This window comes from Nocardia vulneris (assembly GCF_001613425.1).
GTDB lineage: Bacteria > Actinomycetota > Actinomycetes > Mycobacteriales > Mycobacteriaceae > Nocardia > Nocardia vulneris.
In genome coordinates this window covers 160,699-186,190 of sequence record NZ_BDCI01000041.1, presented here as the reverse complement: position 1 = coordinate 186,190, position 25,492 = coordinate 160,699, and the positions used below count along the sequence as shown (strand labels likewise).

Annotated in this window: 31 protein-coding genes and 1 pseudogene; 15 read left to right on the top strand and 17 right to left on the bottom strand. The window is 68.1% G+C overall.

All coding sequences use genetic code 11. The features are described 5' to 3' along the window. Window positions 1–8: 8 nt before the first annotated feature. From NVU01S_RS35520 to NVU01S_RS35500, 5 genes are all read right to left on the bottom strand, one after another. Entirely contained in the window at window positions 9–1,031 is a 1,023-nt protein-coding gene (locus NVU01S_RS35520; RefSeq protein ID WP_082031865.1) for a 3-oxoacyl-ACP synthase III family protein, read from the bottom strand. Beyond that, window positions 1,031–1,687, bottom strand: a complete 657-nt coding sequence (locus NVU01S_RS35515; protein WP_043665339.1) for a DUF8713 domain-containing protein — start codon at window positions 1,685–1,687, stop codon at window positions 1,031–1,033. Before NVU01S_RS35515 ends, NVU01S_RS35520 begins: the two co-directional genes overlap by 1 nt. Beyond that, window positions 1,684–3,483, bottom strand: a complete 1,800-nt coding sequence (locus tag NVU01S_RS35510) for a thiamine pyrophosphate-binding protein (RefSeq protein ID WP_052280236.1) — start codon at window positions 3,481–3,483, stop codon at window positions 1,684–1,686. Before NVU01S_RS35510 ends, NVU01S_RS35515 begins: the two co-directional genes overlap by 4 nt. 198 nt (window positions 3,484–3,681) lie before the next feature. Continuing rightward, window positions 3,682–3,960 (bottom strand): hypothetical protein, encoded by a 279-nt coding sequence (locus NVU01S_RS35505; protein ID WP_029892379.1) that lies wholly within the window; start codon window positions 3,958–3,960, stop codon window positions 3,682–3,684. 352 nt (window positions 3,961–4,312) lie between these two features. Continuing rightward, complete coding sequence (locus NVU01S_RS35500; RefSeq protein WP_052280237.1) at window positions 4,313–4,630, bottom strand: type 2 periplasmic-binding domain-containing protein; 318 nt, start codon at window positions 4,628–4,630, stop codon at window positions 4,313–4,315. 18 nt (window positions 4,631–4,648) lie between these two features. Here NVU01S_RS35500 and NVU01S_RS45310 point away from each other — a divergent pair, with 18 nt between their 5' ends. After that, window positions 4,649–4,780, top strand: coding sequence for a hypothetical protein (locus NVU01S_RS45310; protein ID WP_280140703.1), 132 nt, complete (start codon window positions 4,649–4,651; stop codon window positions 4,778–4,780). Window positions 4,781–4,866: 86 nt separating this feature from the next. Here NVU01S_RS45310 and curA read toward each other — a convergent pair whose 3' ends face one another. Next, window positions 4,867–5,886, bottom strand: a complete 1,020-nt coding sequence (curA, locus tag NVU01S_RS35495) for an NADPH-dependent curcumin/dihydrocurcumin reductase (RefSeq protein ID WP_043665345.1) — start codon at window positions 5,884–5,886, stop codon at window positions 4,867–4,869. Window positions 5,887–5,995: 109 nt separating this feature from the next. Between curA and NVU01S_RS35490 the strand changes: the two genes are divergently transcribed. The 9 genes from NVU01S_RS35490 to NVU01S_RS35450 all read left to right on the top strand — a co-directional run bounded on the left by NVU01S_RS35490 (window position 5,996) and on the right by NVU01S_RS35450 (window position 12,257). After that, window positions 5,996–6,742, top strand: a complete 747-nt coding sequence (locus NVU01S_RS35490; RefSeq protein ID WP_043665347.1) for an LGFP repeat-containing protein — start codon at window positions 5,996–5,998, stop codon at window positions 6,740–6,742. 98 nt (window positions 6,743–6,840) lie between these two features. Beyond that, window positions 6,841–7,578 carry an LGFP repeat-containing protein gene (locus NVU01S_RS35485; protein ID WP_052280238.1) on the top strand — a complete coding sequence of 246 codons (738 nt, stop codon included), beginning with the start codon at window positions 6,841–6,843 and terminating at the stop codon, window positions 7,576–7,578. Between the two features lie 16 nt (window positions 7,579–7,594). Next, a complete protein-coding gene (bla, locus tag NVU01S_RS35480) occupies window positions 7,595–8,500 on the top strand; it encodes a class A beta-lactamase (RefSeq protein ID WP_373864238.1) in 906 nt (301 codons plus the stop codon). 33 nt (window positions 8,501–8,533) lie between these two features. Next, window positions 8,534–9,025, top strand: coding sequence for a VOC family protein (locus NVU01S_RS35475; RefSeq protein ID WP_043665353.1), 492 nt, complete (start codon window positions 8,534–8,536; stop codon window positions 9,023–9,025). Between the two features lie 51 nt (window positions 9,026–9,076). Further along, a complete protein-coding gene (locus NVU01S_RS35470) occupies window positions 9,077–9,913 on the top strand; it encodes a MerR family transcriptional regulator (RefSeq protein ID WP_082031883.1) in 837 nt (278 codons plus the stop codon). Window positions 9,914–9,996: 83 nt separating this feature from the next. Then, window positions 9,997–10,455, top strand: coding sequence for an SRPBCC family protein (locus NVU01S_RS35465; RefSeq protein WP_043665356.1), 459 nt, complete (start codon window positions 9,997–9,999; stop codon window positions 10,453–10,455). Between the two features lie 39 nt (window positions 10,456–10,494). Beyond that, window positions 10,495–11,025, top strand: coding sequence for an O-acetyl-ADP-ribose deacetylase (locus tag NVU01S_RS35460; protein ID WP_043665358.1), 531 nt, complete (start codon window positions 10,495–10,497; stop codon window positions 11,023–11,025). A 216-nt stretch (window positions 11,026–11,241) separates the two neighbouring features. Beyond that, window positions 11,242–11,451, top strand: a complete 210-nt coding sequence (locus tag NVU01S_RS35455; protein WP_043665361.1) for a hypothetical protein — start codon at window positions 11,242–11,244, stop codon at window positions 11,449–11,451. Between the two features lie 209 nt (window positions 11,452–11,660). Further along, window positions 11,661–12,257 carry a DUF6636 domain-containing protein gene (locus tag NVU01S_RS35450; RefSeq protein WP_244467126.1) on the top strand — a complete coding sequence of 199 codons (597 nt, stop codon included), beginning with the start codon at window positions 11,661–11,663 and terminating at the stop codon, window positions 12,255–12,257. A 19-nt stretch (window positions 12,258–12,276) separates the two neighbouring features. On the opposite strand, the gene NVU01S_RS35445 is transcribed toward NVU01S_RS35450, so the two are convergent. Together NVU01S_RS35445 and NVU01S_RS35440 are read right to left on the bottom strand one after the other, a co-directional pair. Continuing rightward, window positions 12,277–12,996, bottom strand: coding sequence for a haloacid dehalogenase type II (locus NVU01S_RS35445; protein ID WP_043665364.1), 720 nt, complete (start codon window positions 12,994–12,996; stop codon window positions 12,277–12,279). A gap of 100 nt (window positions 12,997–13,096) precedes the next feature. Then, window positions 13,097–13,495: an NUDIX hydrolase gene (locus tag NVU01S_RS35440; RefSeq protein ID WP_043665367.1), complete on the bottom strand. Its 399-nt coding sequence runs from the start codon at window positions 13,493–13,495 to the stop codon at window positions 13,097–13,099. A gap of 166 nt (window positions 13,496–13,661) precedes the next feature. On the opposite strand from NVU01S_RS35440, the gene NVU01S_RS35435 reads away from it, so the two are divergent. Continuing rightward, complete coding sequence (locus tag NVU01S_RS35435; RefSeq protein WP_052280240.1) at window positions 13,662–14,453, top strand: DsbA family protein; 792 nt, start codon at window positions 13,662–13,664, stop codon at window positions 14,451–14,453. Between the two features lie 194 nt (window positions 14,454–14,647). Then, window positions 14,648–16,030, top strand: a pseudogene (locus tag NVU01S_RS35430) (TerD family protein); the annotation flags it as partial. A gap of 88 nt (window positions 16,031–16,118) precedes the next feature. Here the strand turns inward: NVU01S_RS35430 and NVU01S_RS35425 are convergent. The 3 genes from NVU01S_RS35425 to NVU01S_RS35415 form a co-directional block, all read right to left on the bottom strand. Beyond that, complete coding sequence (locus tag NVU01S_RS35425) at window positions 16,119–16,490, bottom strand: hypothetical protein (protein ID WP_014984233.1); 372 nt, start codon at window positions 16,488–16,490, stop codon at window positions 16,119–16,121. 11 nt (window positions 16,491–16,501) lie between these two features. After that, window positions 16,502–16,939: a roadblock/LC7 domain-containing protein gene (locus NVU01S_RS35420; RefSeq protein WP_014984232.1), complete on the bottom strand. Its 438-nt coding sequence runs from the start codon at window positions 16,937–16,939 to the stop codon at window positions 16,502–16,504. A 66-nt stretch (window positions 16,940–17,005) separates the two neighbouring features. Then, a complete protein-coding gene (locus tag NVU01S_RS35415) occupies window positions 17,006–17,323 on the bottom strand; it encodes a hypothetical protein (protein WP_014984231.1) in 318 nt (105 codons plus the stop codon). A 450-nt stretch (window positions 17,324–17,773) separates the two neighbouring features. Between NVU01S_RS35415 and NVU01S_RS35410 the strand changes: the two genes are divergently transcribed. Together NVU01S_RS35410 and NVU01S_RS35405 are read left to right on the top strand one after the other, a co-directional pair. Continuing rightward, the gene (locus NVU01S_RS35410) at window positions 17,774–18,670 is read left to right on the top strand and encodes an aromatic prenyltransferase (RefSeq protein WP_082031866.1); all 897 of its coding nucleotides are present in this window, start codon (window positions 17,774–17,776) and stop codon (window positions 18,668–18,670) included. A gap of 100 nt (window positions 18,671–18,770) precedes the next feature. Next, window positions 18,771–18,971 carry a hypothetical protein gene (locus tag NVU01S_RS35405; RefSeq protein ID WP_042255509.1) on the top strand — a complete coding sequence of 67 codons (201 nt, stop codon included), beginning with the start codon at window positions 18,771–18,773 and terminating at the stop codon, window positions 18,969–18,971. A 148-nt stretch (window positions 18,972–19,119) separates the two neighbouring features. Here the strand turns inward: NVU01S_RS35405 and NVU01S_RS35400 are convergent, their stop codons facing one another. After that, a complete protein-coding gene (locus NVU01S_RS35400) occupies window positions 19,120–19,515 on the bottom strand; it encodes a nuclear transport factor 2 family protein (protein ID WP_043665381.1) in 396 nt (131 codons plus the stop codon). 281 nt (window positions 19,516–19,796) lie between these two features. Between NVU01S_RS35400 and NVU01S_RS35395 the strand changes: the two genes are divergently transcribed. Then, window positions 19,797–20,267, top strand: coding sequence for a hypothetical protein (locus tag NVU01S_RS35395; protein WP_042255511.1), 471 nt, complete (start codon window positions 19,797–19,799; stop codon window positions 20,265–20,267). A gap of 3 nt (window positions 20,268–20,270) precedes the next feature. Here the strand turns inward: NVU01S_RS35395 and NVU01S_RS35390 are convergent, their stop codons facing one another. From NVU01S_RS35390 to NVU01S_RS35370, 5 genes are read right to left on the bottom strand one after another with little or no spacing between them, the layout of a single operon-like run. After that, the gene (locus NVU01S_RS35390; protein WP_052280241.1) at window positions 20,271–21,062 is read right to left on the bottom strand and encodes an ABC transporter permease; all 792 of its coding nucleotides are present in this window, start codon (window positions 21,060–21,062) and stop codon (window positions 20,271–20,273) included. Further along, window positions 21,049–22,008 (bottom strand): ABC transporter ATP-binding protein, encoded by a 960-nt coding sequence (locus tag NVU01S_RS35385; protein ID WP_052280242.1) that lies wholly within the window; start codon window positions 22,006–22,008, stop codon window positions 21,049–21,051. Before NVU01S_RS35385 ends, NVU01S_RS35390 begins: the two co-directional genes overlap by 14 nt. Next, a complete protein-coding gene (locus tag NVU01S_RS42790; RefSeq protein ID WP_043665384.1) occupies window positions 21,971–23,518 on the bottom strand; it encodes an SDR family NAD(P)-dependent oxidoreductase in 1,548 nt (515 codons plus the stop codon). Before NVU01S_RS42790 ends, NVU01S_RS35385 begins: the two co-directional genes overlap by 38 nt. Next, window positions 23,515–23,763: an acyl carrier protein gene (locus NVU01S_RS35375; RefSeq protein WP_063602714.1), complete on the bottom strand. Its 249-nt coding sequence runs from the start codon at window positions 23,761–23,763 to the stop codon at window positions 23,515–23,517. The genes NVU01S_RS42790 and NVU01S_RS35375 overlap by 4 nt, the downstream gene beginning before the upstream one ends. Next, the gene (locus NVU01S_RS35370) at window positions 23,753–25,492 is read right to left on the bottom strand and encodes an HAD-IIIC family phosphatase (protein WP_052280243.1); all 1,740 of its coding nucleotides are present in this window, start codon (window positions 25,490–25,492) and stop codon (window positions 23,753–23,755) included. The genes NVU01S_RS35375 and NVU01S_RS35370 overlap by 11 nt, the downstream gene beginning before the upstream one ends.

The window sequence follows — 25,492 nt, the reverse complement described above, 5'->3', positions numbered from 1 at the left end:
CGCGGCCCTCAGCGTCCGCCCCAGCGCACCGCGGCGGCCGCCGCGAAATCCCCGGCGTGCGCGAAACCGGCGAGCAGCAGCAGCGATCCGGCCGGCACTTTCCCGGCGCGGACCGCGTGATCGAGCGTCACCGGGATGCCCGCGGCGAACAGGTTGCCGCACTCGTCGAACGTGTCGGGATGCCGGTCGACCGGAAGTTGCAGTGCGTCACGCCAATTGCGCAAGAACGCCCGGTTCGGCTGGTTCGTCACCAGCAGATCCAGCTCATCCGCCCGCACGCCGATCCGCCCGCATACCGCGTGCGCCACCTCCGGCACGATGCGATTGCCCCGGGCGAGGACTTTCGCGATCTTCGATTCGGTGAAGCCGACATGCATCTGACCCGGGCCCGCCTCCCAGTATTTGCGCGGCGGATCGGCGAGCACCGTCATCTGGCCCGCGAACTCCGGCAGATGCCGGGCTTCCACGTCGAGAATCGGTGATGCGCCGGACTTCACGAGCAGACCGACGCCCGCCCCGTCCCCGGGGACGGCGGCCTGCGGCTTGGACCGCACCTGCTCCTGGGTGAAGATCTGGCCCGCCGCGTTCTGCACGGTGACGATCAACGCCGACCGCGCGGCACTGCTCAGCAAGAGCTGCCTGGCGATCTTCATCGCGTAGACGAACGCCACACACCCGCCGTTGTGCAGGTCGATCAGCCACTCCGGGGCGAGGCCGAGCCGCGCGGCGACCTCTCCCCCGTTGCCGACGATGCCGAGTTCGGGGATCTGCGTGTGCACGATGAGAACGTCGATCTCCCTGAGGAATTCGCTGCCCCGGCGTTCGAGCATCGGCGCGATCGCCTGCTCCGCCATGTCGGCCGGTGTCTCGCCGGGCGCGATGTGATGCCGGAACGGCGGGGCCTTGAACATCGCGTTCGAGGTGTTGTCCGCGGGATCGGCGTAGCGGGCGAAATAGTCCGCGGCGACCCGGTTCTTCGGCAGGTAGCTGGAAATGTCGGCCAGGCTTACGGTTTCGGTCATCGTGCCCATCAGTCCATCCATTTCGGCTTGACCGGCTCGCCGTTGGCGTGGCGGTGCTCGCAGATCGCTTTCAGGTTCCGCAGTTCCAGCAGGTGGCCCGCGTAGAAGAGATTCCAGAAGTCCCCGACCCAGACCGGGCGATCCGGCGGGGCGGTGTCCGGGTAGCCGTTCTCGTCGTAGAACGGGTGGTGACAGTTGGTCCACACGACCACCGACCCCGGCTTGTTCAGCACCACCTGCGCGTCGAGCACGCGCATCAGATAGATCATCCAGAGATGCTCGGATTGATCCCAGGCACAGTGGTAGTCGACGGTGCGGGCCGCGGCGTTGGCGACCGTGCGGGTGTAAATGCGGGTGTGCTCGCCGATCCGATCGTCGGACACCCACAGGTCCGGTTCGGCGGTGCGCTCGAAACCCCGCATGCTGTAGGTCCATTCGCACAGGCTGCGGGTATCGGACAGGTACTCGAACACCTCGTCGGGCGGGGCGGCGACGTACTCGTTGACAGTGCAGAACTGCCCGTAGACCTCGTCGTGCGGGTACACCGCGCGGGTCATGTCCAGGACGATCGGCATGCCCTCTTTGACGCTGATGTTCTCGATCCGATAGACGCCTGGCACTTCGACATCCGGGACCTCGATCGGCGCGGCGGCGGGTTCGGTCATGCGTAGAGCTCCTTCAAGAAGGGGGCGAAGGGTGGGATTTCGTCTGGGTCGCAGCGGATCTCAAGGAAGACCGGGCCGGTCGCGGTGGCGGTCGCGTCCAGTGCGGCCTCGAACTCGGCCCGCGTGTCCGCGCAATGGGCCGGCAGATGCGGGAACATGGCGGCCACCGCCGCGCCGATGCGCGCGGGCCCGAACCTGTTGTAGGTGTAATCGCCGGAGTAGTAGAGCTGTTCGCGCGTGACGCACATGGCGTGCGCGTTGTTGTTGAAGATCACGAATGTGACCGGCGCGTGGTACTCCACCGCGGTGTGCACCTCGTGACCATGCATGAAGTAGGCGCCGTCCCCGGCGAGGACGAACGTGCGCCGCCGCCGGCCCAGCGCGCTGCCGATGCCCGCGCCGAACGCATAGCCCATGCCGCCCATGCCCAACGCGATCACGAAGCGGCCGCCCGGTGGCACCGGTAGGTGATGGACCGCGGCCGCGCCGGTGTTGCCCGCGTCGACCACCACGTCGGTGCCCGGCGTCAGGCGTGCGGCGATCGCGTCGACGGCGTCGCGGTAGCGCACGCCGGGGCCCGCGGCCTGCGGAACCCGCAGTGGCGCAGGCATGATCGGCTCCCGGGCGGTCGCATCGGTCGCCGCCGACGCGGCCAGCTCGGCCAACCGGGTTCGCAGCGGTCCACACAGCCATGCGTCTGTGCGCACGAAGGCGCGATCGGTGCCGATATGCCAGACCCGCGGGCACGCGGCGAGCGCGGCCTCGAGCCCCGCCCTGGCAAGCACGGGCAACGGAGTGCCGACCACAACACACAACTCGGCAGCAGCCAGTAGCTCCGCTACCCGCGGATGCCCCATACTCCCCGCGATCCCCGCGAAGTGCGCGTGCCCGTTGGGAAAGACGTCTTTCGCGTCGGGCGTCACCGCCACCGCCGCCCCCAATGCCACTGCGGCAGCGTGCAATTCCTCCCGCGCGTCCGCCCGCGCAACCTCGGGTCCCGCGATGATCACGGTGCGCCACACACCCGCACGCCCCGCGCCGTCGACCCGTCGCGCCTGGCCCCTTTGCGCCGCGCCTTCGCGGCAATCGCCCTTCGGCTCGGAGTCGAGCGCGCCGGCAAGCTGCACTCCGCCTCTACCCCGCCTCGCACCGTTTCCGTATGGCTCACCGCCAACAAGGTCGAGTGGCCTCGGTCCAGGGCCGATCGGCCAAGTTTCTTCGCCGGGCGCTTGCTGTGCCTGAATGTCCTTGGGGAGCAAGAGGACTGCCGGGCCGCCTGCTTGTGCGGCTTCGATCGCCCGGGCGACGACCTCGGTGACGTCCTCGGCTCGGTCCAGACGCAGGCAGACTCGTGCGACGGTGCCGAACAGGCGTTCGGCGTCGATCCGGCCGTGGCCGCCGCCGGTGTCCTGGAAGGCGCCGTGTCCTTCGAGCGGGCGCGGCGGCTGGCCGACCAGGGCCAGCACCGGTATCCGCGAGTCGAACGATTCGCCCAGCGCGGCAACGAGATTCAGTGCCCCACCGCCGGACGTCGCGACCACGACCCCCAGGCGTCCGGTGGTGCGGGCATAGCCGTCGGCCATGGTCGCGGCACCGAACTCATGTTTCGCGACGACGCCGGTGAGTGGCGCGGGGCTGCGGTGCAGCGCGTCGTAGACGTCCTCGATATTCGCGCCGCCGACCCCGAAAACATGATCGGTATGCGCGGCGATCAGCTCGATGATGCGGTCGGCGACCGTTTTTCGGCATTCGACAGCGACGCCGTTCACTTCCGAGATAGATCGCGTGCGATTCATCGCACACAATGTATCTGGGACAGTTGTGCGTCACAATGTGATCTGAGTCATATTCCAAGCGGAATTAGATTGCGGCACAACAGCTTTGAGCAAGCGTCCAATTGTTGTGCCGCCGCCCAACGGGCACTGTGCAGATGACAGCTGAGTCCGGCTCAACGAGATCCACTCGCCGAGCCGGTGATCGAAATCGGGACGAGGTCAGCCGATAACGGAGTTCATGATGGTGCCTGCACTTGTTGCCACCGCACCGCCGGCCATCGCACTGGCGATCATCTTGGGCGACTGCAAACCGCCGCCGCTCCACTTCTCCCACGCGAACCGGCCGCCGCCGTAGGTGATGGCGGTGATGCCGGAAAGTTGCACGAGCCAGGTGAAGTAGCGGCCCATTTGCATCAACTTGTCCGCCAGCGGCGGCGCCTCCGGAGTCGGATTGCTGACCTCCGCAAGAACGGTGTCGTGTAGCGCGGCCAGAATCATGCTCACGTTCGTTGCTCCTTTTCGCAGGCTGAGGTGGGTCCGGACACGAGGAAATCGCGCTGTCGTGCGCGATTCGATCAACCGAAGAAATGCGCCGGCACAGAATTCGCCGACACCACTGGCACGACGGAGCTATCTGCCGCTACGAACTCGTGCCATGTCGCTCCCGCTTTCCGCTCGTCGCCGGAAAAACTCGTGACCTGCGCAATTCAACCTCACCAAGATCACGCGTGGTCTGCGACACACCGAAAATTCGACACACCGAAGCGAGACCGTGATCTGACCCGAAGACGACCCACAAACGCTAGCGGAAGGTTCGCCGAAACCGGATAACCGCCCGAAACCACCCGGGCTAGCAGCTCGCCTCGGTCAGCAAAGTCTGGGCGGACCGGCGAAACGCGGCCACCAGATGTGCGCTGTCCCCGGCGCGGGTGGCGAGCACCACCTGCGCTGGCTCGACCCCGTGCAGCGGGATCGAGATCAGGTCCGGCCGGGTGCCCTCGTCGCGCAACCCGGCGGGCAGGATGGCGACCGCCTGCCCGGGCGCGATCAGTTCGAATACGTCCTCGATATGGCCGGCCAGCGGCCCGTCGGGTGCCGACGTGCCATCGGGGCGGGGGTCGACACGCCAGAACGAGTCCCACTCGGCAGCGGGGCCGGTGCGTGCCACAGCTGGTACCGCCTGGGCATGGCGGGCAAGGTCGTGACCAAATGGCCCGGAAGCCTCGCGAGCTTCCAGAAAATGACCAGCACGATCGACCGGGGAGATCTCGTGCTGAAGTTCGGCACGCCCGGAGCCCCGGCCCTGGTGACCTCGTAGTCCGCGGACCCGACGTCGAATCCGCCTGGCACTGGGCAGGTATCGGCCGCAAGCCCTGACCGCGCCGGCCGGTGACTGTCGTTGCGCTAGTCGGCGACCTTCACCACGAGCTTGCCGAAGTTGCGCCCCTCGAGCAGCCCGATGAAAGCCTCGGGCGCGTTGTCCAGCCCTTCGACGACATCCTCGAGGTAGCGGATGCGCCCCTCGGCGATCCAGCCGGAGACCTCACGCAGGAAATCGGGATACAGCTCGCGAACGAACTCGGTCTGGATGAAGCCGCGGATGGTCAGGCTCTTGGTGAGAATGCGACCGTAGAACGACGGGAAGCGGTCGGGACCGGCCGGCTTGCCGCTCGCGTTGTAGTTCGCGATCATGCCGCAAACCGGCACGCGCGCATAGGTATTCAGCAACGGATACACCGCGTCCGCGACGTGGCCGCCGACGTTCTCGAAATAGATGTCGATACCGTCGGGGACCGCCGCCCGCAGCTGATCGGCGAAGTCGGGGGCGCGGTGATCGAGGGCGACGTCGAAGCCCAGCTCGTCGCGCAGCGCCGCGCACTTCTTGGGCCCGCCCGCGATACCGATCGCGCGCGCACCCTTGATCTTGGCGAGCTGCCCGACCGTGGCACCGACCGGCCCGGTCGCCGCGGCGACGACGAGCGTCTCCCCCTCCTGCGGCTGACCGATCTGCAACAGTCCGGAGTAGGCGGTAAAGCCCGGCATGCCGAGCACACCGAGCGCCGTGGAGATCGGGGCCTTGTCCGGGTCGAGCTTGCGCAGGCTCGACCCGGACGCCACGGCGGCGCTCTGCCAACCCGAGTAGGCCAGCACCACATCGCCCTTCGCGAACCCGGAGTCGCGCGAGTCGAGCACCTCCGCGACCGTGGCGCCGACCATCACCTGGCCGAGCTCGACCGGCTTCGCGTAGGACTCCGCGTCGCTCATACGCCCGCGCATATAGGGGTCGAGCGACAGGTACAACGTTCGCAGCAGCACCTGCCCGTCCTCGAGCGGTGGCAGCTCCGTGGTTTCGAAACGGAAGTCGGCGGGGGTGGGTGCGCCCACCGGCCGGGATGCAAGCACGATTCGCGTCGACTCGACCATGCGGCCAAGCGTAGTCCTCGGCTAACGACCTCGCCGGTACCGCCGATAGGGCTGGTGTCGGATTGCGCGACACCGTTGTCTCGTACTCACCAGCACCCCGGGAGTTCTTTTGGCACGTCTATCTCGCACCCCTCGCCCACTCGGCCGCGTCGCGCTGACCACGGCCACCGCCACCGCGCTCGCGGCACTGCTCGCGGCGGGCCCGGCGGGCGCCCGGCCGATCGGGCCGTTCGATGTCGGCGGCGCGATCGAGGTCGAGTACGACCAGGCGGGCGGCGGCGCCGTGTTCGGCGACCCGGTCACGCCGGAATCCGACGCGGGCCGCGGCGGGAAGTTCCAGGCCTTCGAACGCAACGCCTCCATCTACTGGCATCCCAGCACCGGCGCGAACGCGGTCGGCGGCGCGATCCGCGATAAATGGGGCAACCTGGGCTGGGAGAACGGCGTGCTCGGCTACCCCGTGACCAGGGAGGAGTCGACCCCGTCGAAGCCGGGGCGCTACAACCACTTCCAGGGCGGGTCCATCTACTGGTCCGTCGGCACGGCCGCCCACCAGATCGGCGGCGCTATCCGGGACAAGTGGGCCGCCTACGGCTGGGAGAACAGCCCGCTCGGCTTCCCGATCACCGACGAGGCGGCCGCCAAGAACAACGGCCGGTACAACCTGTTCAACGACGGCGCCATCTACTGGTCCCCGAAGTACGGCGCGCACGTGGTCTGGGGCGCGATTCGCACCACGTGGGAAGCACGGGCGGGCGCGAACGGCGGCTACGGCTATCCCACCAGCGACGAATACGACTACCAAGGCGGCAAGGCGCAGGACTTCGAAGGGGGACGTATCACCTGGCAGCCCTGAGCGCACCGCCGGGTCGGCGGGTTCGACGCGGTCGCGGCGTGTCATCATCCTCGGCGACGCTGTCTCGTCATCGAGGATCGCCTGACCGAGGAGTTTCATTGGCACGCCTGTACCGGATTCTGCCCGGATCGCATTCGACCGCACTGGCCACCGCGGTGCTCGCGGTAGCCCTCACCGCGGGGGTCGCGCACGCCCGGCCGATCGGACCGTTCGAGGTCGGCGGCGCGATCGAGGTCGAATACGACGCGGCCGGTGGTAACGCGGCGCTCGGCGACCCGACCACTCCCGAAGCCGACGCCGCGAACGGCGGCAAGTACCAGGACTTCGAGCGCAACGCCGCGATCTACTGGAACGCCGAGGTCGGCGCGCACCAGATCGGCGGTCCGATCCTGGAGAAGTGGCGGGGCCTCGGCGCGGAGTCCGGCGCGCTGCGCTACCCGGTCACCCGGGTGGAGCAGACGCCGGTGAAAGCGGGCAGCTTCAGCCATTTCCAGGGTGGTTCGATCTACTGGTCGGTGGGCACCGCGGCGCATCAGCTCGGCGGCGTGATCCGGGACAAGTGGAACTCGCTCGGTTCGGAGAACAGCCCGCTCGGCTTCCCGATCACCGACGAGGCGGCCGCGAAGAACAACGGCCGCTACAACCTGTTCAACGACGGCGCCATCTACTGGTCGCAGAAGACCGGTGCCCATGCGGTGTGGGGCGCGATCCGGCTCACCTGGGAATCCCGCGCCGGGGCCAACGGCGCCTACGGCTACCCCACCGGCGACGAATACGACTACGAGGGTGGCAAAGCCCAGGATTTCGAAGGTGGTCGTATCACCTGGCAGCCGTAGCATTCATCGGATGACCTTGGGTGACAAGCGCATCAGCCGCCGCACACTGCTCGGCGCGACCGCACTGCTACCGCTGACGGCCTGTTCGACAAGCGCGACAACGGATTCCGCGCCGACCGTCTCGCCGACTGCGCAGGCGCGACACGACCGGCTTTTCGAGCTGGAACGAAAGTTCGACGCGCGCTTGGGTGTCTACGCCCTCGACACCGCGAGCGGTGCGACCGTCACGCACCGGGCAGACGAGCGGTTCGCGTTCTGCTCCACCTTCAAGGGACTGGCCGCTGCCGCCATGTTGCAGCGAAACCCGTTGTCGCACTTGGACACTGTGGTTCGGTACACCGATGAGGACCTGACGAAGAATGCCGCGATCACGCCGCAGCATGTCGCCACCGGCATGACGATCCGTGACCTGTGCGACGCCGCCGTGCGCTACAGCGACGGCACGGCGGGCAACCTGCTGCTACGCGATATCGGCGGACCCGCGGAACTGACGGCGTACCTGCGCGGGCTCGGCGATCCGATCACCCGGATGGATCGGATCGAACCCGCGATCACCGAGGCGACACCCGGCGATCCACGCGACACCAGTTCACCGCGCGCGCTCGGCACCGACTACCAGCGGATCGTGCTGGGCGACGCGCTGCCCGAGGACAAGCTTGCGTTCCTGCGAGATCTCTTGGAGCGCAACGCGACCGGTGCGGGCGCGTTGCGCGTCCGGGCGGGCGTGCCGCAGGGCTGGAAGGTGGCCGACAAGACCGGGACCGGGGATTACGGCACGCTCAACGATATCGCCATCGTGTGGCCGCCGGACCGGGCGCCGCTGGTCCTGTCCCTCATGTCCAGCAAGGCGACCGCGGACGCCGAATACGACCAGGCGTTGCTCGCCGAGGCCGCCGCGTACGTGGTGAAAGCGTTGGCTTGACCCTTACGTCGCGTGAGGCTCGACGCTCGAGGCATGAACGAATACATCAGCCCGGTTCCCGTGCCCGCACTCGACGCGGTCGCTCCCGAGGTCTACCGCAGCTACTACGGCATGCCGATGTTCCTCACCGTGCCGACCGCCGATTTCGCCGGCTCCGCAGACTTCTGGCTGCGCGGGCTCGGGTTCATCGACATCTTCACCATCCCCGGTCAACTGATCCATCTGCGGCGCTGGGCATTTCAAGACGTATTGCTCGTCGCCGGGGAGCCGGCCGACGCCGCGCCCGCCATGCGGGTCGACTTCTCCTGTGTGCCCAGTCAGATCGACGAGATCGCAAGCCGCTGCGAAGAACTCGTCCCCGGATCCACTCGCGGCCCGCGGGAGATGCCGTGGAACGCCCTCGAATTGACGGTGATCACGCCGGAACGCGCGCACGTCGTCATGACGGCGGCGCGGCCGATCGACCCGAGCAGTCCGCAGGCGGACGCGCTGCGGGCCGTCGGATTCCCCGTACCGGAAGCGTGACCTGGGATTCGCCGGAGATCGGAGAGAATAGCCATGCGCGATACTGACCTGATGACACGAGAGGCCCGCGACGCACCGGCCGGGACGGGCGAGCCGATCGACCCCGACGGCGCGACCGTCGGCCGGACCGCCGCGCTCGTCGGGATCAGCGTGCGCACGCTGCACCACTGGGACGTGATCGGCCTGGTCCAGCCGAGCGGGCGGACCTGGGCCGGCTACCGGCTGTACTCGGACGAGGACATCGCGCGGATCCATCGCGTGCTCGTCTACCGGGAAATCGGGCTCCCGCTCGCCGATATCGCCCGAGTCCTCGATGACCCGGCCACCGACGCGCGCGACCACCTGCGCAGCCAGCGATCCCACTTGGTCGACCGGATCGCTCGTTTGCAAGAAATGGTCGGCGCGGTCGACCGGATGCTGGAATCCTTCCGGTCCGGCATCCGGTTGACACCGCAGCAGCAGGTCGAGATCTTCGGCGACCAGTGGCGCAGCGAATGGGTCGAGCAAGCCGGACAACGCTGGGGCGACAGCCCGCAGTGGGCGCAATACGCCGAACGGGCCGCGCACCGCTCCGCGGACGACTGGCGCGAAATCGCCGCCGAAACCGAGCAGCTGTACGCCGACCTGGCCGCCGCGAAACTCGCCGATATCGCCCCCGGTTCCGACGCGGCCAACACCCTCGCCGAACGTCATCGCGCCTTATTGTCGCGCTATTTCGACTGCCCCCACGCCCGCCACGTCTGCATCGCCCGCATGTTCGTCGACGAACCCGGCTACGCCGAGTACCACGACGCCATGGCCCCCGAACTCACCCCGTGGTTGCGCGACGTGGTGTTCGCGAACGCCCGCGCGCACGGAGTCGAGCCGGAGACGGCTACGTGGGGTTGAACGTCGAGGGTGGATGGTGCGGTCGAGGTGAACGCGGACGGTTGGGGGTGCGGGATGGGTGTGGAGATGTTTCGATCGGAAGCATGACAGAGACCGATGAAGTCGCTCAGGTGGTACAGGCCAGCCGGGAGGTTGCCGCGGGGGCGGCGGCGATCTTCGAGTTGATCGCCGACCCGGCGCAGCAACCGCGCTGGGACGGGAACGAGAATCTGGCCGAGGCGCCGGCCGGCCAGCGGGTGCGTGCGGTCGGGGACGTGTTCACGATGACGCTCACCATCGGGGCCGTGCGGGAGAATCACGTGGTGGAATTCGAGGAGGGACGCCGAATCGCTTGGCGCCCATCCGAAGTCGGGCAGGAGCAGCCAGGACACCTGTGGCGCTGGGAGATCGAACCGCTCGATGACGCACGCACCCGGGTGACGCACACCTACGACTGGTCGCAGCTGACCGACGAGAAGCGGCTGGTCCGAGCCCGCGCCACCACCTCGGACAAGCTCTTGGCGTCCGTCGATCGCCTCGCCGAACTCGCCGAGAAGTCCTGAACCGGCTCACTTCTCGACACACCCGCTACCGTCGACCCCATGACCGCTGAATCGCCTCGGACCGCCGACATCGTGCTACTGCGCGGGGACATCACCCGGCAGTCCGTCGACGCGATCGTCAACGCGGCCAACTCTTCCCTGCTCGGCGGGGGCGGCGTCGACGGCGCGATCCACGCGGCGGGCGGCCCCGAAATCCTCGCCGTCTGCCGCGAATTACGCGCCACCCGATACCAGCAGGGCCTCCCCGTCGGACAAGCCGTCGCCACCACCGCGGGCCGCCTCCGCGCCCGCTGGGTCATCCACACAGTCGGCCCGATCTGGTCGCCCACCGAAGACCGCTCCGCCCTCCTCGCCTCCTGCTACCGCGAATCCCTCCGCGTCGCAGCACAACTCGGCGCCCGAACCATAGCCTTCCCCGCCATCTCCACCGGCGCCTTCGGCTGGCCCCTCGACGACGGCGCCCGAATCGCCGTCGACACCGTGCGCAACACGAAAACCACCGTGCGAGAAGCCCATTTCGTGCTGTTCGACGACTACGGATACGAGGCGTTCGCCGCCGCCGCGGGGTAAGCGGTTCTCGCGTGCTCGCCACGACCAGAGCCAACCATCGAGCCCGGTCCGGGCTTCGGTGGTGTCTGCACCGGTTGTCAACCTGGCGATATGTAGCTACTATTCGGCTATCTGTGATCAGTGTTCTCTATTTGAACGCCGATCAGATAATGCACTTCACCTGCGAACACAGCGTCCTACGCCTCGCAGGTCCAACCTTGGCAGGAAGGAACACCTATGCGGAAGTTGCTGCTCTCGGGCGCAGCCGGGGCGATCATCGCGTCGACGGTGGTAGTGGCGGCGCCGGCTCAGGCCTCTCCGCCGCCGCCCTCGCTGCTGTGCTCGGTGTTCACCTGGCCGGCGGTGTTCCTGATCGAGATCACAGGCGGGAAGGACGGCCCCGTGAGCCCGCTGCTGACTCCGCTTCAGCCGTTGTTCTGCGGTTGACCGGTTTACCGCACGAGGCCCTGCGTGACACCTCGGCGCAGGTCGTCCACCACTGTCTACAGGCACAGAGAAGTGAGGAAGGGGCAGCCAGCACGAGGGCGCGGCAGGCATCAAGATCACGGGTGCGCGCCGCCGAGTCGTAACAAGCCGGTCGGTCGGGTCGATGGAAAGCTCAGTTCGTTGGGGTGGAATCGACTGTGGGAGACGACATGAAGACATTGGTACTGGCATTTGCTCTGCTGGCGGCGGTGGGTGGCGCGGCCGGATGTACGGACAGTTCGAAGTCGAGCAGCGACAGCACCTCGAGCGTGTCGAGCGCGGTGCCGGGGCTGTCACCGCAGCGCAGTCCGGATGCGGCGGGGACACCTGCGGCGCCGACGAAACTGCCCTCGCGCGAGGACGCGACGGTCGACGCCCGGGACTATCAGCAGGAGGGCTACTACTACTTCCAGTCGCCGAGCAAGAACATCAAGTGCGGGTTCATCGAAAGCAACGGGCTCGGCACGGGATGTCAGTTGAAGAACGCGACGGTGATCCCGGCGGAACTGCCCGACTGCGGGAAGCGGCCGGATCGGGCGGTGGCGGCGCAGGTCGTCGGCGGGGAAGGCAAGTACCTCTGCTTGAATCAGGGTGTGTTCGTGGGCCCGCCGATCGAAGGCGGGAGCGAAGGCGGCGGCAAGGTGCTCGCTTACGGCGAGACGATCGTCGTCAAGGGGACCGCGTGCACGTCGTCGGAGGCGGGTATCCAGTGCAGTCAGGCCGGGCACGGGTTCTTCATCGCGGCGGACAAGCAGTCGCTGTTCTGAGCCGATCCGCGAAAGCTGCTCAGCAGCCCAGGATTTCGGCGAGTTGGAGGAAGTCGGACGCCGTCAGATCGCTGACGGTGTCCGACGGACGGTCCGCCTGCCGATGCGGGCCCTTCTCCCCCGGTCGTTCGACGAAAGCGGTGCGCAAGCCCGCCGCCCGTGCACCATCGATGTCCCAACCGTGGGTGGCGACCATCAGCACCCGATCGGGGTCGACATCGAGCAGCGCTGTCGCGGTGCGATACACCTTCGGTGCCGGCTTGTAGGACCGAGCCAACTCCGCGGACAGGATGCAATCGAACGGCAGCTCAGCAGCTTTCACCAGACGGGTGAGCAACGCCATGCCGCCGTTGGACAGCGCCGCGACGGTGTAGCGGGTCCGCAGCCGAGCCAGTCCGGCTGCCGCTTCGGGCCAGGCGGGCAGTAGATGCCAGGCTCGGACCAGCCGGGCGCGAGCGTCGTCATCGAGGACGACGGCGTGCCGCTCCAGCAGACTGTCCAGCGATTCACGGTGCAAGGTGTCGAGATAGGCCCACGGTCGCTCACCCGCCCGAACCCGTTGCATCGCAGGCAGATACATGTCCCGCCAATCGTTGGCGAACGCCGCTGCGTCGAGCGGCACCTCGGCCGCCGCGAAGATCTCCGCCGCCTGCCCGCTTACCCCGCTGAACCAGTCCACGGTGGTGCCGAAGATGTCGCACAGAATTACCTGCACCGCATCCCGCTCGAATCCGGACATTCGGACTCCCTTCGAGTAGGTGCGCCGCAACCCGGCCTTCGCCGAATCTCGCAGCCGAGCGTAGCGCGGAGGTATCCGCGAGACCGCAATTCTCACGGACCTACCAGTCGACGACGCCCAACTCGTGCAACCTGCGGAACACCAGCATCGAGCCGGGGGCGACGTGATCCATTGCCGCGTACTCGCTCACCGTGAAATAGCGCAGCTCGGCGATCTCACTGGTCGGCTGGGGCTCCCCGTCCAACTCCGCGGTGAAGCACGTCATGTGCAGCTGAGTGCCGGCCGCGTGGCCGTAGGCTTCGGCCTCGAACACACCGAGTTCATCGCAGGACAGGACGCCGACGCCGAGTTCCTCGCGCACCTCGCGGTGCAAGGCGCCGACGGGCGTTTCCCCGGGATCGATCTTCCCGCCCGCCATGTAGAAGACTTCCTTGCCGATCGATCGCGTCTGCAGCAGACGGCGATCCCTGACGTGGGCCAACGCAGCTGTCCGAATCACCGGACCACCCTACTTTTCCGCTCCGGTGACGGGTCAACCGAATATGCACTAACCGCCGATCATCCGCGCGCCGAGTGCTATTCGCCGGTCGGCGATACGAAACGCGGTCGGCGACACTAATGTGTCGGAGCGAACCTGTTCGATCGGCGAAAGGCATGGGGGAACGATGAACACCAGTCGGAGTGGGTGGCCCAGCCTGCCGCCGAGCGGGGACCGCAATCGCACGGTGCTGGCCTGCATGGTCGCGGGTGCCCTGCTGTTCGCCGTCATTTCCGGGGTCAGCGTCGTGATCGTGGCGCAGGACCTGAGCCGCGACTTCGTCGGTACCGCGGTCGCGGCGCCGCAGGCGCAGCAGCCCGCGACCGGCCAGCAGCCCGCCGCCGAACAGCAGCAGCCGCTGGCCGCGACCCCCGCCAATGTCACCGCCAACGGCGCCATCCAGATCGGGGATCCCGCCGCGAAAAACGTTGTCCAGGTGGTCGCCGACCTGCAATGCCCGGCCTGCCAGGCGTTCGAGCAGGCCAACGCCACCGCGCTGGAGGACGCCGCGACCCGCGGTTCCGCGCTGATCGAGTACAACATCATCTCGTTCCTCGACCGCGCCTCCACCACCCAGTACTCCTCGCGCGCGGGCAACGCGGCCTACTGTGTCGCCGAAGCCGACCCGGCGAAGTTCCAGGGCTGGCTGGCCTCCATGTTCGAGCAGCAGCCCGCCGAAGGCGGCGCCGGCCTGCCCGACACCGAATTGATCGCGATCGCCCAGAGCGCCGGCTACACCGAATCCGCTGTGGCCCAATGCATCACCGATCGCCGCTACGACACCTACCTGCGCACCAAATCCAAGGAGATCATCGACGGCGGCATCCGCTCCACCCCCACCGTCCTGATCAACAACCACCCCGTAGCCGACCCCAAACAACTCTTCACCCCCAACGGCCTAGCCCCCACCCTCCGCTGAGCACCAGCGCGCACCCAGGACTCAGCAGACCGATAAGTCTCGAAAGCCCTGCGTAACAAGGCCGCACCCCCGCCCGACTATCACTGCATCGTCGCACTTCGCGCGACGCCGACGCAGTGGGGGCCAGTAATGGCTTGCGTGCCGATGCGATCGAGGTTGTCGCGGTGGCCGATGCGCCGCAGCAGGACACCGCGCCGGTAGTGCGCCCGCAAACCCGCACTCGCGGTGTCCGGACCGCCAAACGAGCGCCACGCAAGGCGAAACCGGTCGAATTCAAACTGGCCGAACTCGATTCCTGGCAGCCGGCTCCGCTCTTCTCGGTCGCCGGCGTCGGTGCGGGTGAAGAGCAAGAACGACGCGCGACCTCGGCGCTCGTCGCCACCATGCAGGCGGTACGCCCGTTCGCACGCGCCGTCTGTGCCCGAATGGGTGCACCGGTGGGCGTTTTCGAGGGCTACGTCGAGGTGCAGTACGAGCGAGGCGATTCGAAGGTCATTCCGGACGCGGTGCTCGAGGTCGCGCGCGGTAGCCGGGTGTGGACGGGGCTGCTAGAGGTCAAGACGGGCAACGGCAAGCTCCGGCGCGACCAGCTCGAAAGCTACCTCGACGTGGCGCGCAAGAAGAAGTACGACGTAGTGGTCAGCCTGTCGAACGACATTCCGGCCGGGCCCGGCGAACTCCCGGTCGAGGTGGACCGGCGCAAACTCACCAAGGTGGCACTGCGGCACCTGTCTTGGTCCGAAGTGGCGCACGAGGCGCGAATGTTGCTCTCGCACGGCGGCATCGACAACGACCTGCACGCCTGGATCCTGCGCGAGTTCCTGCGCTATCTGGATCATCCGCGGTCGGGTGCGGCGGAGTTCGTCGACATGGGCAGGCATTGGGTCGCGGTCCGCGACGCCGTTGTCGCCGGCACCTTGCGTGCCGGCGATCAGAAGGCCCTGACCGTCGCCGATACCTGGGTCGCGCTGTCGCGCCACCTCGCATTGCGATTGACCGCCGAACTCGGCGTGACCGTCACGCATGTCCTGCCGCGCAGGCATCGCGCCGATCCCGGGGCCCGCAATGCGGCGGTGGCCGAACACCTCGCCGCCGACGGGAGTTTCGAGGCGGTGCTGCGAATCCCCGACACCGCAGGCGATCTCGTCGTGATCGCGGATGTGCGGACGAACAAGATCCGCTGCCGCACCACGTTGGACGCACCGAACGAAGGCACGTCGGGGCGCCGATTGGCTTGGCTGCTGCGGCAATTGAGCGACGCACCGGGCGACGTCCAGGTCGAAGCAGTCTTCTCCGAACGAGGAAACGAGACCTGCGAACACCTCGCCACGGTGCGGGCGGATCCGAAGGTGCTGACGAACGACCGCGTCGGCTCGATCGTGTCCTTCGCGCTGGAGCAGACGTTTCCGATGGGTAGCCGACGCTCGGGTACCGCCGCGAGCTTCATCGCCAGCGTGACCTCGGCGACCGATGCCTTTTACGGCTCGGTCGTGCAACCGCTGCGGGGATGGGTGCCCGCTGCGCCGAAACAGCCCGAACCTGCGGCGGTGGAGGTGATGGCCGCGGCCGAGGACTGACCTCGGACAGACCGAACCGGCGCGGCAAACGGGTTCGGATGGTAGGCGCCCGGGCGGCGAGGGGCCGCCGCGCCGGCGCTACCGGGGGTCAGACCTCGAGGTCTTCTTCTATGCCTTTTAGGCGGTGGCGGGCGAGGGCGAGGTTGGCGCGGGTGCGGTCGAGGGCGAGGTAGAGGAACAGGCCCTTGGATTTTCGGCCGCTCATGGGGCGGATGATGTGGTACTGGCCGGAGAGCGAGATGAGGATGTCCTCGATGCCTTCGTTGAGGCCGAGCTGCTCGATGGTGCGCATCTTGGCGCGCACCACCTCGGTGTTGCCGGCGGCGGCGACCTGCAGATCGAGTGCTTTGGAACTGCCGAGGGTGCCGAGCGCCATCCCGCTGTTGTAGTCCACGACCGCGGCGCCGAGCGCGCCGTCGATCACCATCATGTCTTTCAGCGACAGATCCAGATTGGACATGTCTGTTCCTCTCATTCGGTGTGTGTTGTCTGGTCTGTGCCGAAGTCGTTCGCCAGCATGTGGTCGGCGATGGCGCGGGCCACCGGCCGTGACTCCAGGTGCAGCCGGCCGACATTCACGTCGGGCCCGGCCAGGACGGTCAGCGAGGTCCACCCCGCCGCGTAGATCACCACGTGCCCTTCGCTGCCGCGTACCACGACCTCGTGGAAGCCGCCCCCGTGCGCGGTGGTCGTCAGCCGATAGGACAGCGACAGTTGCGCGGCCGCCAGGGCCGCCATGCCGCCGGGCTCGATGTGCGGTGGTAAATCGTGGGCGACGAGCAACCCGTCGCTGGAGGCGACCAGCGCGCCGGTCAGCTGCGGGACCCGCTCGCGGAGCAGCTTCAACTCCCCCAGTACGGTCGTGTTCAGTTCCGGTGCGGTCATCGCCACCTTGGTCAACCTTCCCATCAAATCTCCGAGCAATTTCCTTCGCGCGGTCACGGGTCCTCCCAAGCTGCCCCTCGGACTTCCGCCTCAACGCTCATGATCGTCCGCAGCGAATTCCGCGAGAATTCCCCGCAGCCGGTATCGGGCCAACGCCAGATTTCCGGTGTCACCATCGAACAGGACGTGCACGAAGAGCTGCCCGGCGAAATCTCCGGGCAGCGGATTCAAGAGGTGATAGGCGTGCGTTCCGCACACGATGATCTCGGTGTCGTCGGAACCGGTCGCGAGTGCCGCGCAGTGCAGCACCGAACGCACGATATCGGTTGTGGCAGCGGCATCTTCGTGTTGATCGACCAGGTCGTGCCGACCCGCCGCGGCGATCGCGAGACCGCTCGTACCGTCCACTAGTGTCGTACTGCACGCACCGGGTATATCCATAATGCGCGCAAGGCAGCCGTCGATATCGAGCACGCGCTCCTCGCCTGTTCTGTAAGGGTTGAGGATTCCAGACGCTACACACCGTCTCCGCGTGTTGTACGGCAAACGCGGGGGGAATTCGCAGCAGCGCGACATTTACCGAGGATACGTCCTAAATATACCTCGCAGTATTTAATACCCAACAGTTTCAATACCTTTCGGTATCGCCGTGCAGGGCGAAAAGGTACCTTTCGGTTTCCTCCGGCCGGGTCCGGCGTCGCCGCCCGCTCGGTCAACGCTTCAACTTTCCTGCCCACTTCGCCGTATCCTGCGCCGAGACGGACTATCGTGTCCCCTCGGACGTCGTGTCGGTCCATCCGTTCCCACAGCCATCGGCGGCTCGGGCAGCCTGTGGCGGTTGCATATTCGAGGTGACTGATGAGTTCTACCGCAGTGGTGACGCTCGACAGCCTGCGCCGGGATCTGCGCGAGTACGCGCGCCTGGCCGAGGTCGGTTACGACCCGGCGGTCGTGGACCCGGTCCTGGAGCCGCTCGCCGACCTGTGGACGAATTCCGTTGTCGCCGTACGCACCACCACGCACCCGGTGCCCGAGCGCGATGTCAACATGCGGTTGATGCACGCGGGCGAGCCGACCGAACTCGTCGCCACCCTGCGCGAAGCCGGGCTGCTCACCTACACCGGACATCCGATGGAGGAGCTGCTGGCCGCGGTCAGCGCGGCCGTGCCCGCCCGGGCGGGCGTCGACGTCGCCCTGTCCGACGGCGTGCAGAAGATCTGGCTGATCTTCCCCGAACTGCTGAGCGTGGAACGGATGCTCGCGTTTCCCGGGATACCGGAGTCGGCCCGCGCGCACGCCGCGCACCTGTCCCGCTACGGCGGCCGAATCGGCATCCTCGCAGTCGATTTCGCCGCCCGCACGATGAATCTGTACTCGAACGTGTTCGAACCGGGCAGCCTCGGCTCGGCCGATATCGCCGAGATCCTGGCCGACCTCGACTTCACCGCGGCGACCGAGGAGGAGCTCGCGCTACTCGGCCGCACCTTCAATATCTATCGCACCTTCTCCTGGACTTCCGCACGCATGCAACGCATTTGCTTCCCGCTGCGCGTGCAGGCCGCGAACTTCCCGACCCACCTGCATCCGGTGCTGGCCCGTTTCGTCGAGGGCGCGCCCTTCGTCGACCCGCAGACGCGCGGCTTCGTCTTCTATGCCGCGTACGGCCCGCACGACCGCTACTACAAAGTCCAAGCCGAATACGCTACCGCCCAGCAGGTCACCTTCCCCGGCGGCACCGCGCCCCGCGTCAACTGACGCCCTGCGCAACAGCGGCGGCGACGCTGACAATCCTTTCGCCGCAAGGTGTCCGGCGAGTTGCCGAAACGCGTGGGCGGCGCGCCGCGATGGGGAAGGTATGCGTAGCGACGTACTCACCTGCAGGGAGCGGCGGCAGGTCGTGCGACGGCTCGTCGCCCTGTGCCATCAGATGAACGAGCTCATCGATGTGGCGGAGGCCGAATCGTCGGAGCTGCTGCTCGCCCAGGCGCACACCACCTGCCGACTATTGCAGGATCTGGTCCTGGACATGGTCGCGGCCGAGAGCAAGATCCGCTGAGCGACCGGACCGCACCGAGATCGCCGAGATTGTTTCGGCGTGTCGACAATCCGCGAGGGTGACCGAGCCGAACTCAGATGTGTAGGCATCGATGTTTCGGAACGAGGTCACCATGCGCACACCGGGACTGCCCGGTATCGCGAGTCGCTCAGGCGGCCAGCGCGGCGCGCCAGCACCAGGTATCGGTGTACTGATGCAGCGCGCTGATCTTGCCGTCGGCCACGTGCCACAGATGCGCGAACTCCGCGAGTACGGGTTTGCCCGTCGCGCGCGCAGTGCCGCGATAGTGCCCGGTGACGAGCACCCCGCCGTCCTCGGTGTCGTACCAGGCCTCGGCGTAGGGCGCGATGGCGAAGTCCTCGCCGACGGGTCCCCACACCGTGGCCAGCGCGACCTCCGGACCGCGCGGCGCGAAGTCGGTGACGCTGGGCATGCCCGGCGCCACCGCGGCCTCGAACCGCGGATGCAGCGCGGCCAAGATCGCGGCGCCGCTGTTGGCCTGCGTCGCCAGATAGAACTGATTCACCACATCTCTGTTGTTCATACCCTCGATATTAGAGTGATCATTCTAAATCGGCCAGCGAGGCTACGGTGATCAAAAGCACAACCAACTTCGCGCCGAGATCGGTTGCGGGCCATAGCCAACACGCATATCGCACCGGACGATTCGCGCGGCGTTTGCGGTGTCACGATGACACCGTGCGGCTATCATTTGGTTAATCGTTCCGTGTACCGGGGGTCGGGTGGTGCCGAGGAACGGCTCGGCGAGGCAGACAAGGCAGGGGTTGAGTGGCCACGATCGCGCAACTGAGGGCAATTCTGGCAGTGCTGCACATCGACCCCGGCGACATCGATGCCCTCGCCACCGAGAACAACGACCCCGCGGTCGAGCGCGCCAAACTGGCCGCGTTGTTGCAGCGGGTGTTCAGCAGCGAACTGCGCAGCGCGGTGACCAACACGCCGGACCAGCAGGAGTTGGCCCGGCGCTGGACCGCGGCGAGCACCCAGCCCGCGCTGGACGGCGAGAATGCCACCGAACAGGCCCATTTCGACGCGCACTGGCTGCACAACCGGATCGACGCGCTGGCCCCGCGCCATCTCTCCGATCAGGCCCCGGTCCTGCTCGACGCGGCGGCTCGCGCGGCCGAGGCCGCACAGGTGCTGCTGTCACTGAGCAGCGGAAACCCGCACGGTGACGGCACCGAGTCACTCTGGCAGACCGCCCTGGACGACCTGGCCTCGGCCTTTCATCTGATCAACGACGAGCACAACGCGATCACCCAGCCGATCGAGTAACGCTCAGCTGCGGCCGACCTTGCTGTGGCTGAGCCGGAACCGGAACAGGGCGACCAGTCCGCCGACGACGCCGACCCCGAGCAGAATCAGGCACGGTTCGACGATGTCGGCGAACCCGGCTCCGCGCAGGATGACGTCCTGGTAACCCTTCAGCGCCCAGTACTGCGGCGTGAACGGCGACAAGGCCTGCGCCCAACCGGGCAGCGTGTCACGCGGCGTGATCGTGCCCGCCAGCCCCCCGATGGCCAGCGAACCGACCTGCGCCATGATCGAGAGCTGATCGATGGTGCGGCACAGCGAGACGAGCGCGATGCCGAAGCCCCAGGTCGCGACCATGAGCGAGGCGCTGATCGGGACCAGCAGCCAGACCGAGCCCTTGCTGTGCAGGTCCCACAGCGTGAAGGCGACCAGCCACAGGATGCTCAGGTGCACCACCGAGAACAGCACCGACGGGAGCGATTTGCCGAGAATGATCTCCCCGGCACGCACGGGCGCGGCCCGCAGCCGGTCCCAGGTGCCCCACTCGTGCTCGCGGAAGAACGAGGCGCCGAGCAAGGTCGTGATGAAGAACGCGAACATCACGATGGTGCCCGGACCCGCCTGCTCGATGCCGCTGGCGTTGGGGAACCCGCCGAAGAAGCGCAGCTGCGCCTTGTTCGCCGGGGTCAGGAACGCCATCATGCCGATGGGCAGCACCGTGAGCACGATCAGCTGGGCCGGATCGGACCGGATGCGGCGCAGGTCCGCCCAGGAGAGCGCGCGCACCCGGTCGACGGCGGAGTCATGCAACAGCATCTCGGATCCCTTCCACGGGCTGGTCGGCGCCGGCCGCGGCCGCGCGCATGATCGCCAGGTAGGCGTTCTCCAGGTTGGGGTGCTGGATCTCCGCGGCAAGCAGTTGCTCGGTATCGGTGTCCAACGTGGTGAACAGCTGCGCGAGCAGCTGGCCGGGCGCGTTCGTCGGAATGTCGAGCCGGCGCGCGTCGACCACCGTGGCGCCCGGCGCGGCGAGGAACCCGCCGAGACACGCGGGGATCGCGGTCACGAATTCGAGACTCACCGCCGCCTGCGCGTGGCGCTCGATCAGCTCGGCAGCGCTCCCCTGCGCCAGAATCCGGCCCTGATGCAGCACGACCACCCGAGCCCCGAGCACCTCGAGTTCCGGCAGGTAGTGGGTTGCGTACACCACCGCCGCGCCCCGATCGGCGAGCGCGCGCACCTCGTCGAGCAGGTCTTGCCGGGCCGCGACGTCCGCACCGACAGTCGGCTCGTCCAGCCAAAGCACGTCCGGCTCGTGTAGCAGCGCCATGGCGGTGTGCAGCCGGCGCTGCTGACCGCCGGAGAGCTGGTGCGCCCGGGTGGTGAGGAACGGGGTGATGCCGAGCCGCGCGGCGACCTCGTCGATCCGCGCGGGCAGTTCCTTGCGGCCCACCCCCATCAGCTTGCCGAAGAAGGTCAGGTTCTCCCGCGCGGTCAGCGTGGGGTACACGCCGAGTTCCTGCGGCGCGAAGCCCAGCTTGCGCCGGGCCTGGCGCGGCTCGGTCGCGAGGTAGATATCGTCGATCCGGACCGTCCCCGAGTCGGCGGGCGTGAGACCCGCGACGATGGACGCCGTGGTGGTCTTGCCCGCGCCGTTCGGACCGAGCAGGCCGACGATCTCGCCGGGTCGCACGAGCAGGTCGACTCCGGTGAGCACCTGCTTCTTACCGTACGACTTGTTCAGATCGCAGATCTCCAGCATCTCGCACCTCCTCGTGCAGCAGTGGCCAGGGCGCGCCCCATCCGGCCGCGCCGAGCACCGAAACTTCCCCGGCGACAGCGTCTTCGGCGGAAAAGGCATTGACGATATCGGCGGCGACCGGCGCGATGGGGTTGCTCACCGCACGCCCACCCGGGGTGTTCGTCAGGTCGGTCCACAGCCGCGGCGGGCGGACCACCACGACATGCCACGGATGGTGGCGCGCAACGTATTCCGCGAGCCCCTCGACTGCCGCCTTGGCCGCCGCGTAGTGCGGCCACCAGCGGGGCGGGGCCAGCACCGCCTCCGACGAGATCAGCACCACGGTGGCGCCCTTCTCGAGCCGTGGCACGCACACCGACAGCGGCGCGAAGACCAGCCGGGTGCTCGCCGCCATGAACTGCGCGGCGGTCTCGACCGCGTCCGGCGCCAGCGGCAGCGTCGGAATCGCCGGGGCCGCGAGCAGCACCACGCCGTCGAGCGGACCTTCCGGCAGGGCGGCGCCGAGCGCGTAGCCGTCGCTGGCGTCGGCGAGCACCGGCCACAGCCGATCCCGGTAGGCGTGCGAGGCGGCGGCGAGCACCTCGGGCGCGCGGGTGCAGCTCACCAGAACCCGCGCACCCTGACTCGCCAGCCCCAGTGAGACGGCCGCGCCGAGCCCCCGGCTGCCGCCGACGACCAGGATGGTGCGGCCCGCGAGCCGCTCCGAGGGCGGTAGGACGGCAGCCAGTTCCTGTGGGTCCGGTCCGGGCACCGATTCCCGGATCAGGCTCTGCACGGTGACGTCGGCGCTGGCGCCGCAGCGCATCCCGGCCTGCAGGGTGACCAGCCCCGAGCGCCGGTCCACCTCGGGCGCGGCGGTATCGAATTCCACTGCGCCGGAACCGGACCCGTGCAGCACGATGGTCGTCGCGACGAGCAGCGCGTCCCGGCCGGGGGTGCACATGCCGGTCCAGTAGCTGGCCCAGCCGAGCACGGCCGCGACATGTTCGGGCACGCGCCCGCCGATCACCCGCGAGACCAAGGCGGCGATCAACGGGTAGTCCACCGCATACGTCCCCCCTTCGGCACCCGGCGCCTGCGCGGAATCGCCTGCCACATCGGCCAATCCGAGCACACGCGGGGTATCGCGGCGCGGTTGGTCCGCGGCGGCGGGCCCGCACCACGGCAGCACCGAACCCAGCCGGCACCGGACGCCGACCACCTCGATACCGCCGAAGCTGACCCGGCCGCGGGCCTCGCTCTCCGACACCGTCCAGTCGACCTCGTAGCGGCGGCCCGGAATCGTCGGCTGCCGGAACGTCGCCCGGATATCGCGCACCGCCATCGGATCGGTGGTCTCGGCGAGCGCGGCCAGCGCCAAGGTGACCACGAGCGCACCGTGCGCCACCGGTCTGCCGTACGGCGAGCGGTGGCCGAAATCGTTGTCCACGTGCAACGGATTGCGATCACCGGTGGCGGCCGCGTAGGTCGCCACGTCGGTATCGGTCACACGGAACACGCGGGCGGTCACGACACCCGCTCCCGCCGTGCGGTCACCACGGCCGCGGCGAGTTCGGCGAGCGTGGGTTCCGACGTGAGCGTGCGCTCCGGAAGTTCCACCGCGAACGCGCGTTCCACCGCGTACACCAATCGGACCTGGGCCAGCGAATCCCAGGTGTCCATGTCGGCGCGCACCGTATCGGGGCCGTGAGCGGCCGGCTCGCCGACCACTTCGGCGAACAGCTCGAGCAACTGCTCCATCACATCAGTAGCCATGGTGGGTCTGCGCCTCTCGCACGTGCGGGCTGCGCGCGGGCGCGCCACCCGTCAGGTCGAATCCGTATACCGCCCCCTGCGCCGATTCCGCCTCGAGTGCGAAACCGTGCCGGGGGTACAGCTCGCGCACCAGCGCGTTGCGGGCGGTCGGGAGATACCGGCCCACCAATCGCGAACTCCCCTGTGCCAACGCCCATTCGGCGGCCGCGGCCAGCAGATTGTCTTCCACGTTCCGGCCGATCACCCGGCAGCTCAGCAGCAGGGTGTCGATCTCGACGGCGCCCTCGCGATCCTCGGCGAGCAGCACGCCGACGATGCCGTGATCGGCGAAACGGTCCCGCAGGCGCAGGATCGCGGCGAACCACCGCGGATCCTCGGCCATCTTCCGGACCTGGCTCTGGGTGTGCCTGCGGGTGGTCAGGTTGAACTGGTTGGTCTTGGCGATCAGCTGGGCGGCCCGGTCCAGGGTGGTGCTGTTGATCGGCTCGATGGTGGCGACCATGTCCAGGCTCGCGAGGAACTCGTCCAGGTTGTCCGTCACGATCCGTTCGGCGGCGGCCAGTGCCTGGTAGGAGCGCTGCCGCGTGAAGTCCTCGCTGGACAGCGCCCCGGGGTGCAGCCAGGGCAGCGCGGCCAGCGCGGCGCGGAACTTCGCGGGCGCGGCGGGCAGGCACAGCGCGCGCACCTCGGGGTGCGCGGCGACGACCTGGGCGCATTCGGCCGGGTTGTCGTCGACGAACGCGATGCTGCCGAGGCCGAGCCGGATCTTCTGCGAGATCTCTTGGAGCTGTTCGGATTTCGGCCGCCAGTCGGCGACGATATGGGTGAAGTCCGCGGCCCGCAGCACCATGCCCGGCGCCTCGTCGATGGCCCGCAGCGCGAGCTCGCGATCGTTCTTGCTGGCCACCGCGAGCAGCACGCCGCGTTCGGTGAGCGCCCGCAGATAGCGTTGGAAATCGGCGAACGCCTCGCCCTCGGCGCCGGTGCCGACCCGGATGCCGTCGATGCCGTCGTCGCCGAGGACGCCGCCCCACAGGGTGCCGTCGAGGTCGACCACCACGCACCGCGCGGACCGGCCGCGGTCGGCCGCGACCGTGTCGGCGATCGCCGCGGCCAGCCACGGCAGGCTGTCCGGCGCATACGGTTGCCGCACCCGGTACCAGCTGCGCGAGTCCTCCCACTGCCGCAGGCCCACCTGAGCGGCAAGCTGTTCCACGTCGACGAACAGCACTCGGCCCGCCGCCTGTTCGGCGAGCCGCGCGTTGATCTCACGCACTCGGTGCGAGAGCGACTGCGGGGTACGCCAGGCGGCCGCGTCGTACGCGTCGATCGCGGGCGGCGCGAACCCGAGCTGCACCACCCGCACGCCGGAGCGCGCCGCGGCATCCCACAGCCCGACCCAGCGGTCCACGGTCTCCTCGACCGTGCCGGTGACGTCGTGGTGCGTACCCGCCAGCACGACGTAATCGCCTTCGTGGAACGGTGTTTGGGGCGCGAGCAGGACCTGTTCGACCTGACCGAACGGAAACTCGAGCAGCTCGGGGGTCACCCCCGCGCGAGCGCAGGCCAACGGCAGCAGCTCGGTGAGGAAGTCGGTGGTGTAGGTCGCCAGCACGGCCAGCCGGACGGCGACGCCCGGCGGGTTCGGTTCGCGGGCGAGCGTTTTCGCGTGCTGGGTCCACGCGACATATCCGTCGGCGGGTGCGATCCGCACCGCGATATCGGCCAT

What these genes read in the sequence shown, in the direction of transcription:
- NVU01S_RS35520 (WP_082031865.1), bottom strand. Translation starts at nt 1,031, where the DNA reads ATGGGCACGATGACCGAAACCGTAAGCCTGGCCGACATTTCCAGCTAC.
- NVU01S_RS35515 (WP_043665339.1), bottom strand. Translation starts at nt 1,687, where the DNA reads ATGACCGAACCCGCCGCCGCGCCGATCGAGGTCCCGGATGTCGAAGTG.
- NVU01S_RS35510 (WP_052280236.1), bottom strand. Translation starts at nt 3,483, where the DNA reads ATGAATCGCACGCGATCTATCTCGGAAGTGAACGGCGTCGCTGTCGAA.
- NVU01S_RS35505 (WP_029892379.1), bottom strand. Translation starts at nt 3,960, where the DNA reads ATGATTCTGGCCGCGCTACACGACACCGTTCTTGCGGAGGTCAGCAAT.
- NVU01S_RS45310 (WP_280140703.1), top strand. Translation starts at nt 4,649, where the DNA reads ATGGCGGGCAAGGTCGTGACCAAATGGCCCGGAAGCCTCGCGAGCTTC.
- curA (WP_043665345.1), bottom strand. Translation starts at nt 5,886, where the DNA reads ATGGTCGAGTCGACGCGAATCGTGCTTGCATCCCGGCCGGTGGGCGCA.
- NVU01S_RS35475 (WP_043665353.1), top strand. Translation starts at nt 8,534, where the DNA reads ATGAACGAATACATCAGCCCGGTTCCCGTGCCCGCACTCGACGCGGTC.
- NVU01S_RS35470 (WP_082031883.1), top strand. Translation starts at nt 9,077, where the DNA reads ATGACACGAGAGGCCCGCGACGCACCGGCCGGGACGGGCGAGCCGATC.
- NVU01S_RS35465 (WP_043665356.1), top strand. Translation starts at nt 9,997, where the DNA reads ATGACAGAGACCGATGAAGTCGCTCAGGTGGTACAGGCCAGCCGGGAG.
- NVU01S_RS35460 (WP_043665358.1), top strand. Translation starts at nt 10,495, where the DNA reads ATGACCGCTGAATCGCCTCGGACCGCCGACATCGTGCTACTGCGCGGG.
- NVU01S_RS35455 (WP_043665361.1), top strand. Translation starts at nt 11,242, where the DNA reads ATGCGGAAGTTGCTGCTCTCGGGCGCAGCCGGGGCGATCATCGCGTCG.
- NVU01S_RS35450 (WP_244467126.1), top strand. Translation starts at nt 11,661, where the DNA reads ATGAAGACATTGGTACTGGCATTTGCTCTGCTGGCGGCGGTGGGTGGC.
- NVU01S_RS35445 (WP_043665364.1), bottom strand. Translation starts at nt 12,996, where the DNA reads ATGTCCGGATTCGAGCGGGATGCGGTGCAGGTAATTCTGTGCGACATC.
- NVU01S_RS35435 (WP_052280240.1), top strand. Translation starts at nt 13,662, where the DNA reads ATGAACACCAGTCGGAGTGGGTGGCCCAGCCTGCCGCCGAGCGGGGAC.
- NVU01S_RS35425 (WP_014984233.1), bottom strand. Translation starts at nt 16,490, where the DNA reads ATGTCCAATCTGGATCTGTCGCTGAAAGACATGATGGTGATCGACGGC.
- NVU01S_RS35420 (WP_014984232.1), bottom strand. Translation starts at nt 16,939, where the DNA reads ATGGGAAGGTTGACCAAGGTGGCGATGACCGCACCGGAACTGAACACG.
- NVU01S_RS35410 (WP_082031866.1), top strand. Translation starts at nt 17,774, where the DNA reads ATGAGTTCTACCGCAGTGGTGACGCTCGACAGCCTGCGCCGGGATCTG.
- NVU01S_RS35405 (WP_042255509.1), top strand. Translation starts at nt 18,771, where the DNA reads ATGCGTAGCGACGTACTCACCTGCAGGGAGCGGCGGCAGGTCGTGCGA.
- NVU01S_RS35400 (WP_043665381.1), bottom strand. Translation starts at nt 19,515, where the DNA reads ATGAACAACAGAGATGTGGTGAATCAGTTCTATCTGGCGACGCAGGCC.
- NVU01S_RS35390 (WP_052280241.1), bottom strand. Translation starts at nt 21,062, where the DNA reads ATGCTGTTGCATGACTCCGCCGTCGACCGGGTGCGCGCGCTCTCCTGG.
- NVU01S_RS35385 (WP_052280242.1), bottom strand. Translation starts at nt 22,008, where the DNA reads ATGCTGGAGATCTGCGATCTGAACAAGTCGTACGGTAAGAAGCAGGTG.
- NVU01S_RS35375 (WP_063602714.1), bottom strand. Translation starts at nt 23,763, where the DNA reads ATGGCTACTGATGTGATGGAGCAGTTGCTCGAGCTGTTCGCCGAAGTG.
- NVU01S_RS35370 (WP_052280243.1), bottom strand. Translation starts at nt 25,492, where the DNA reads ATGGCCGATATCGCGGTGCGGATCGCACCCGCCGACGGATATGTCGCG.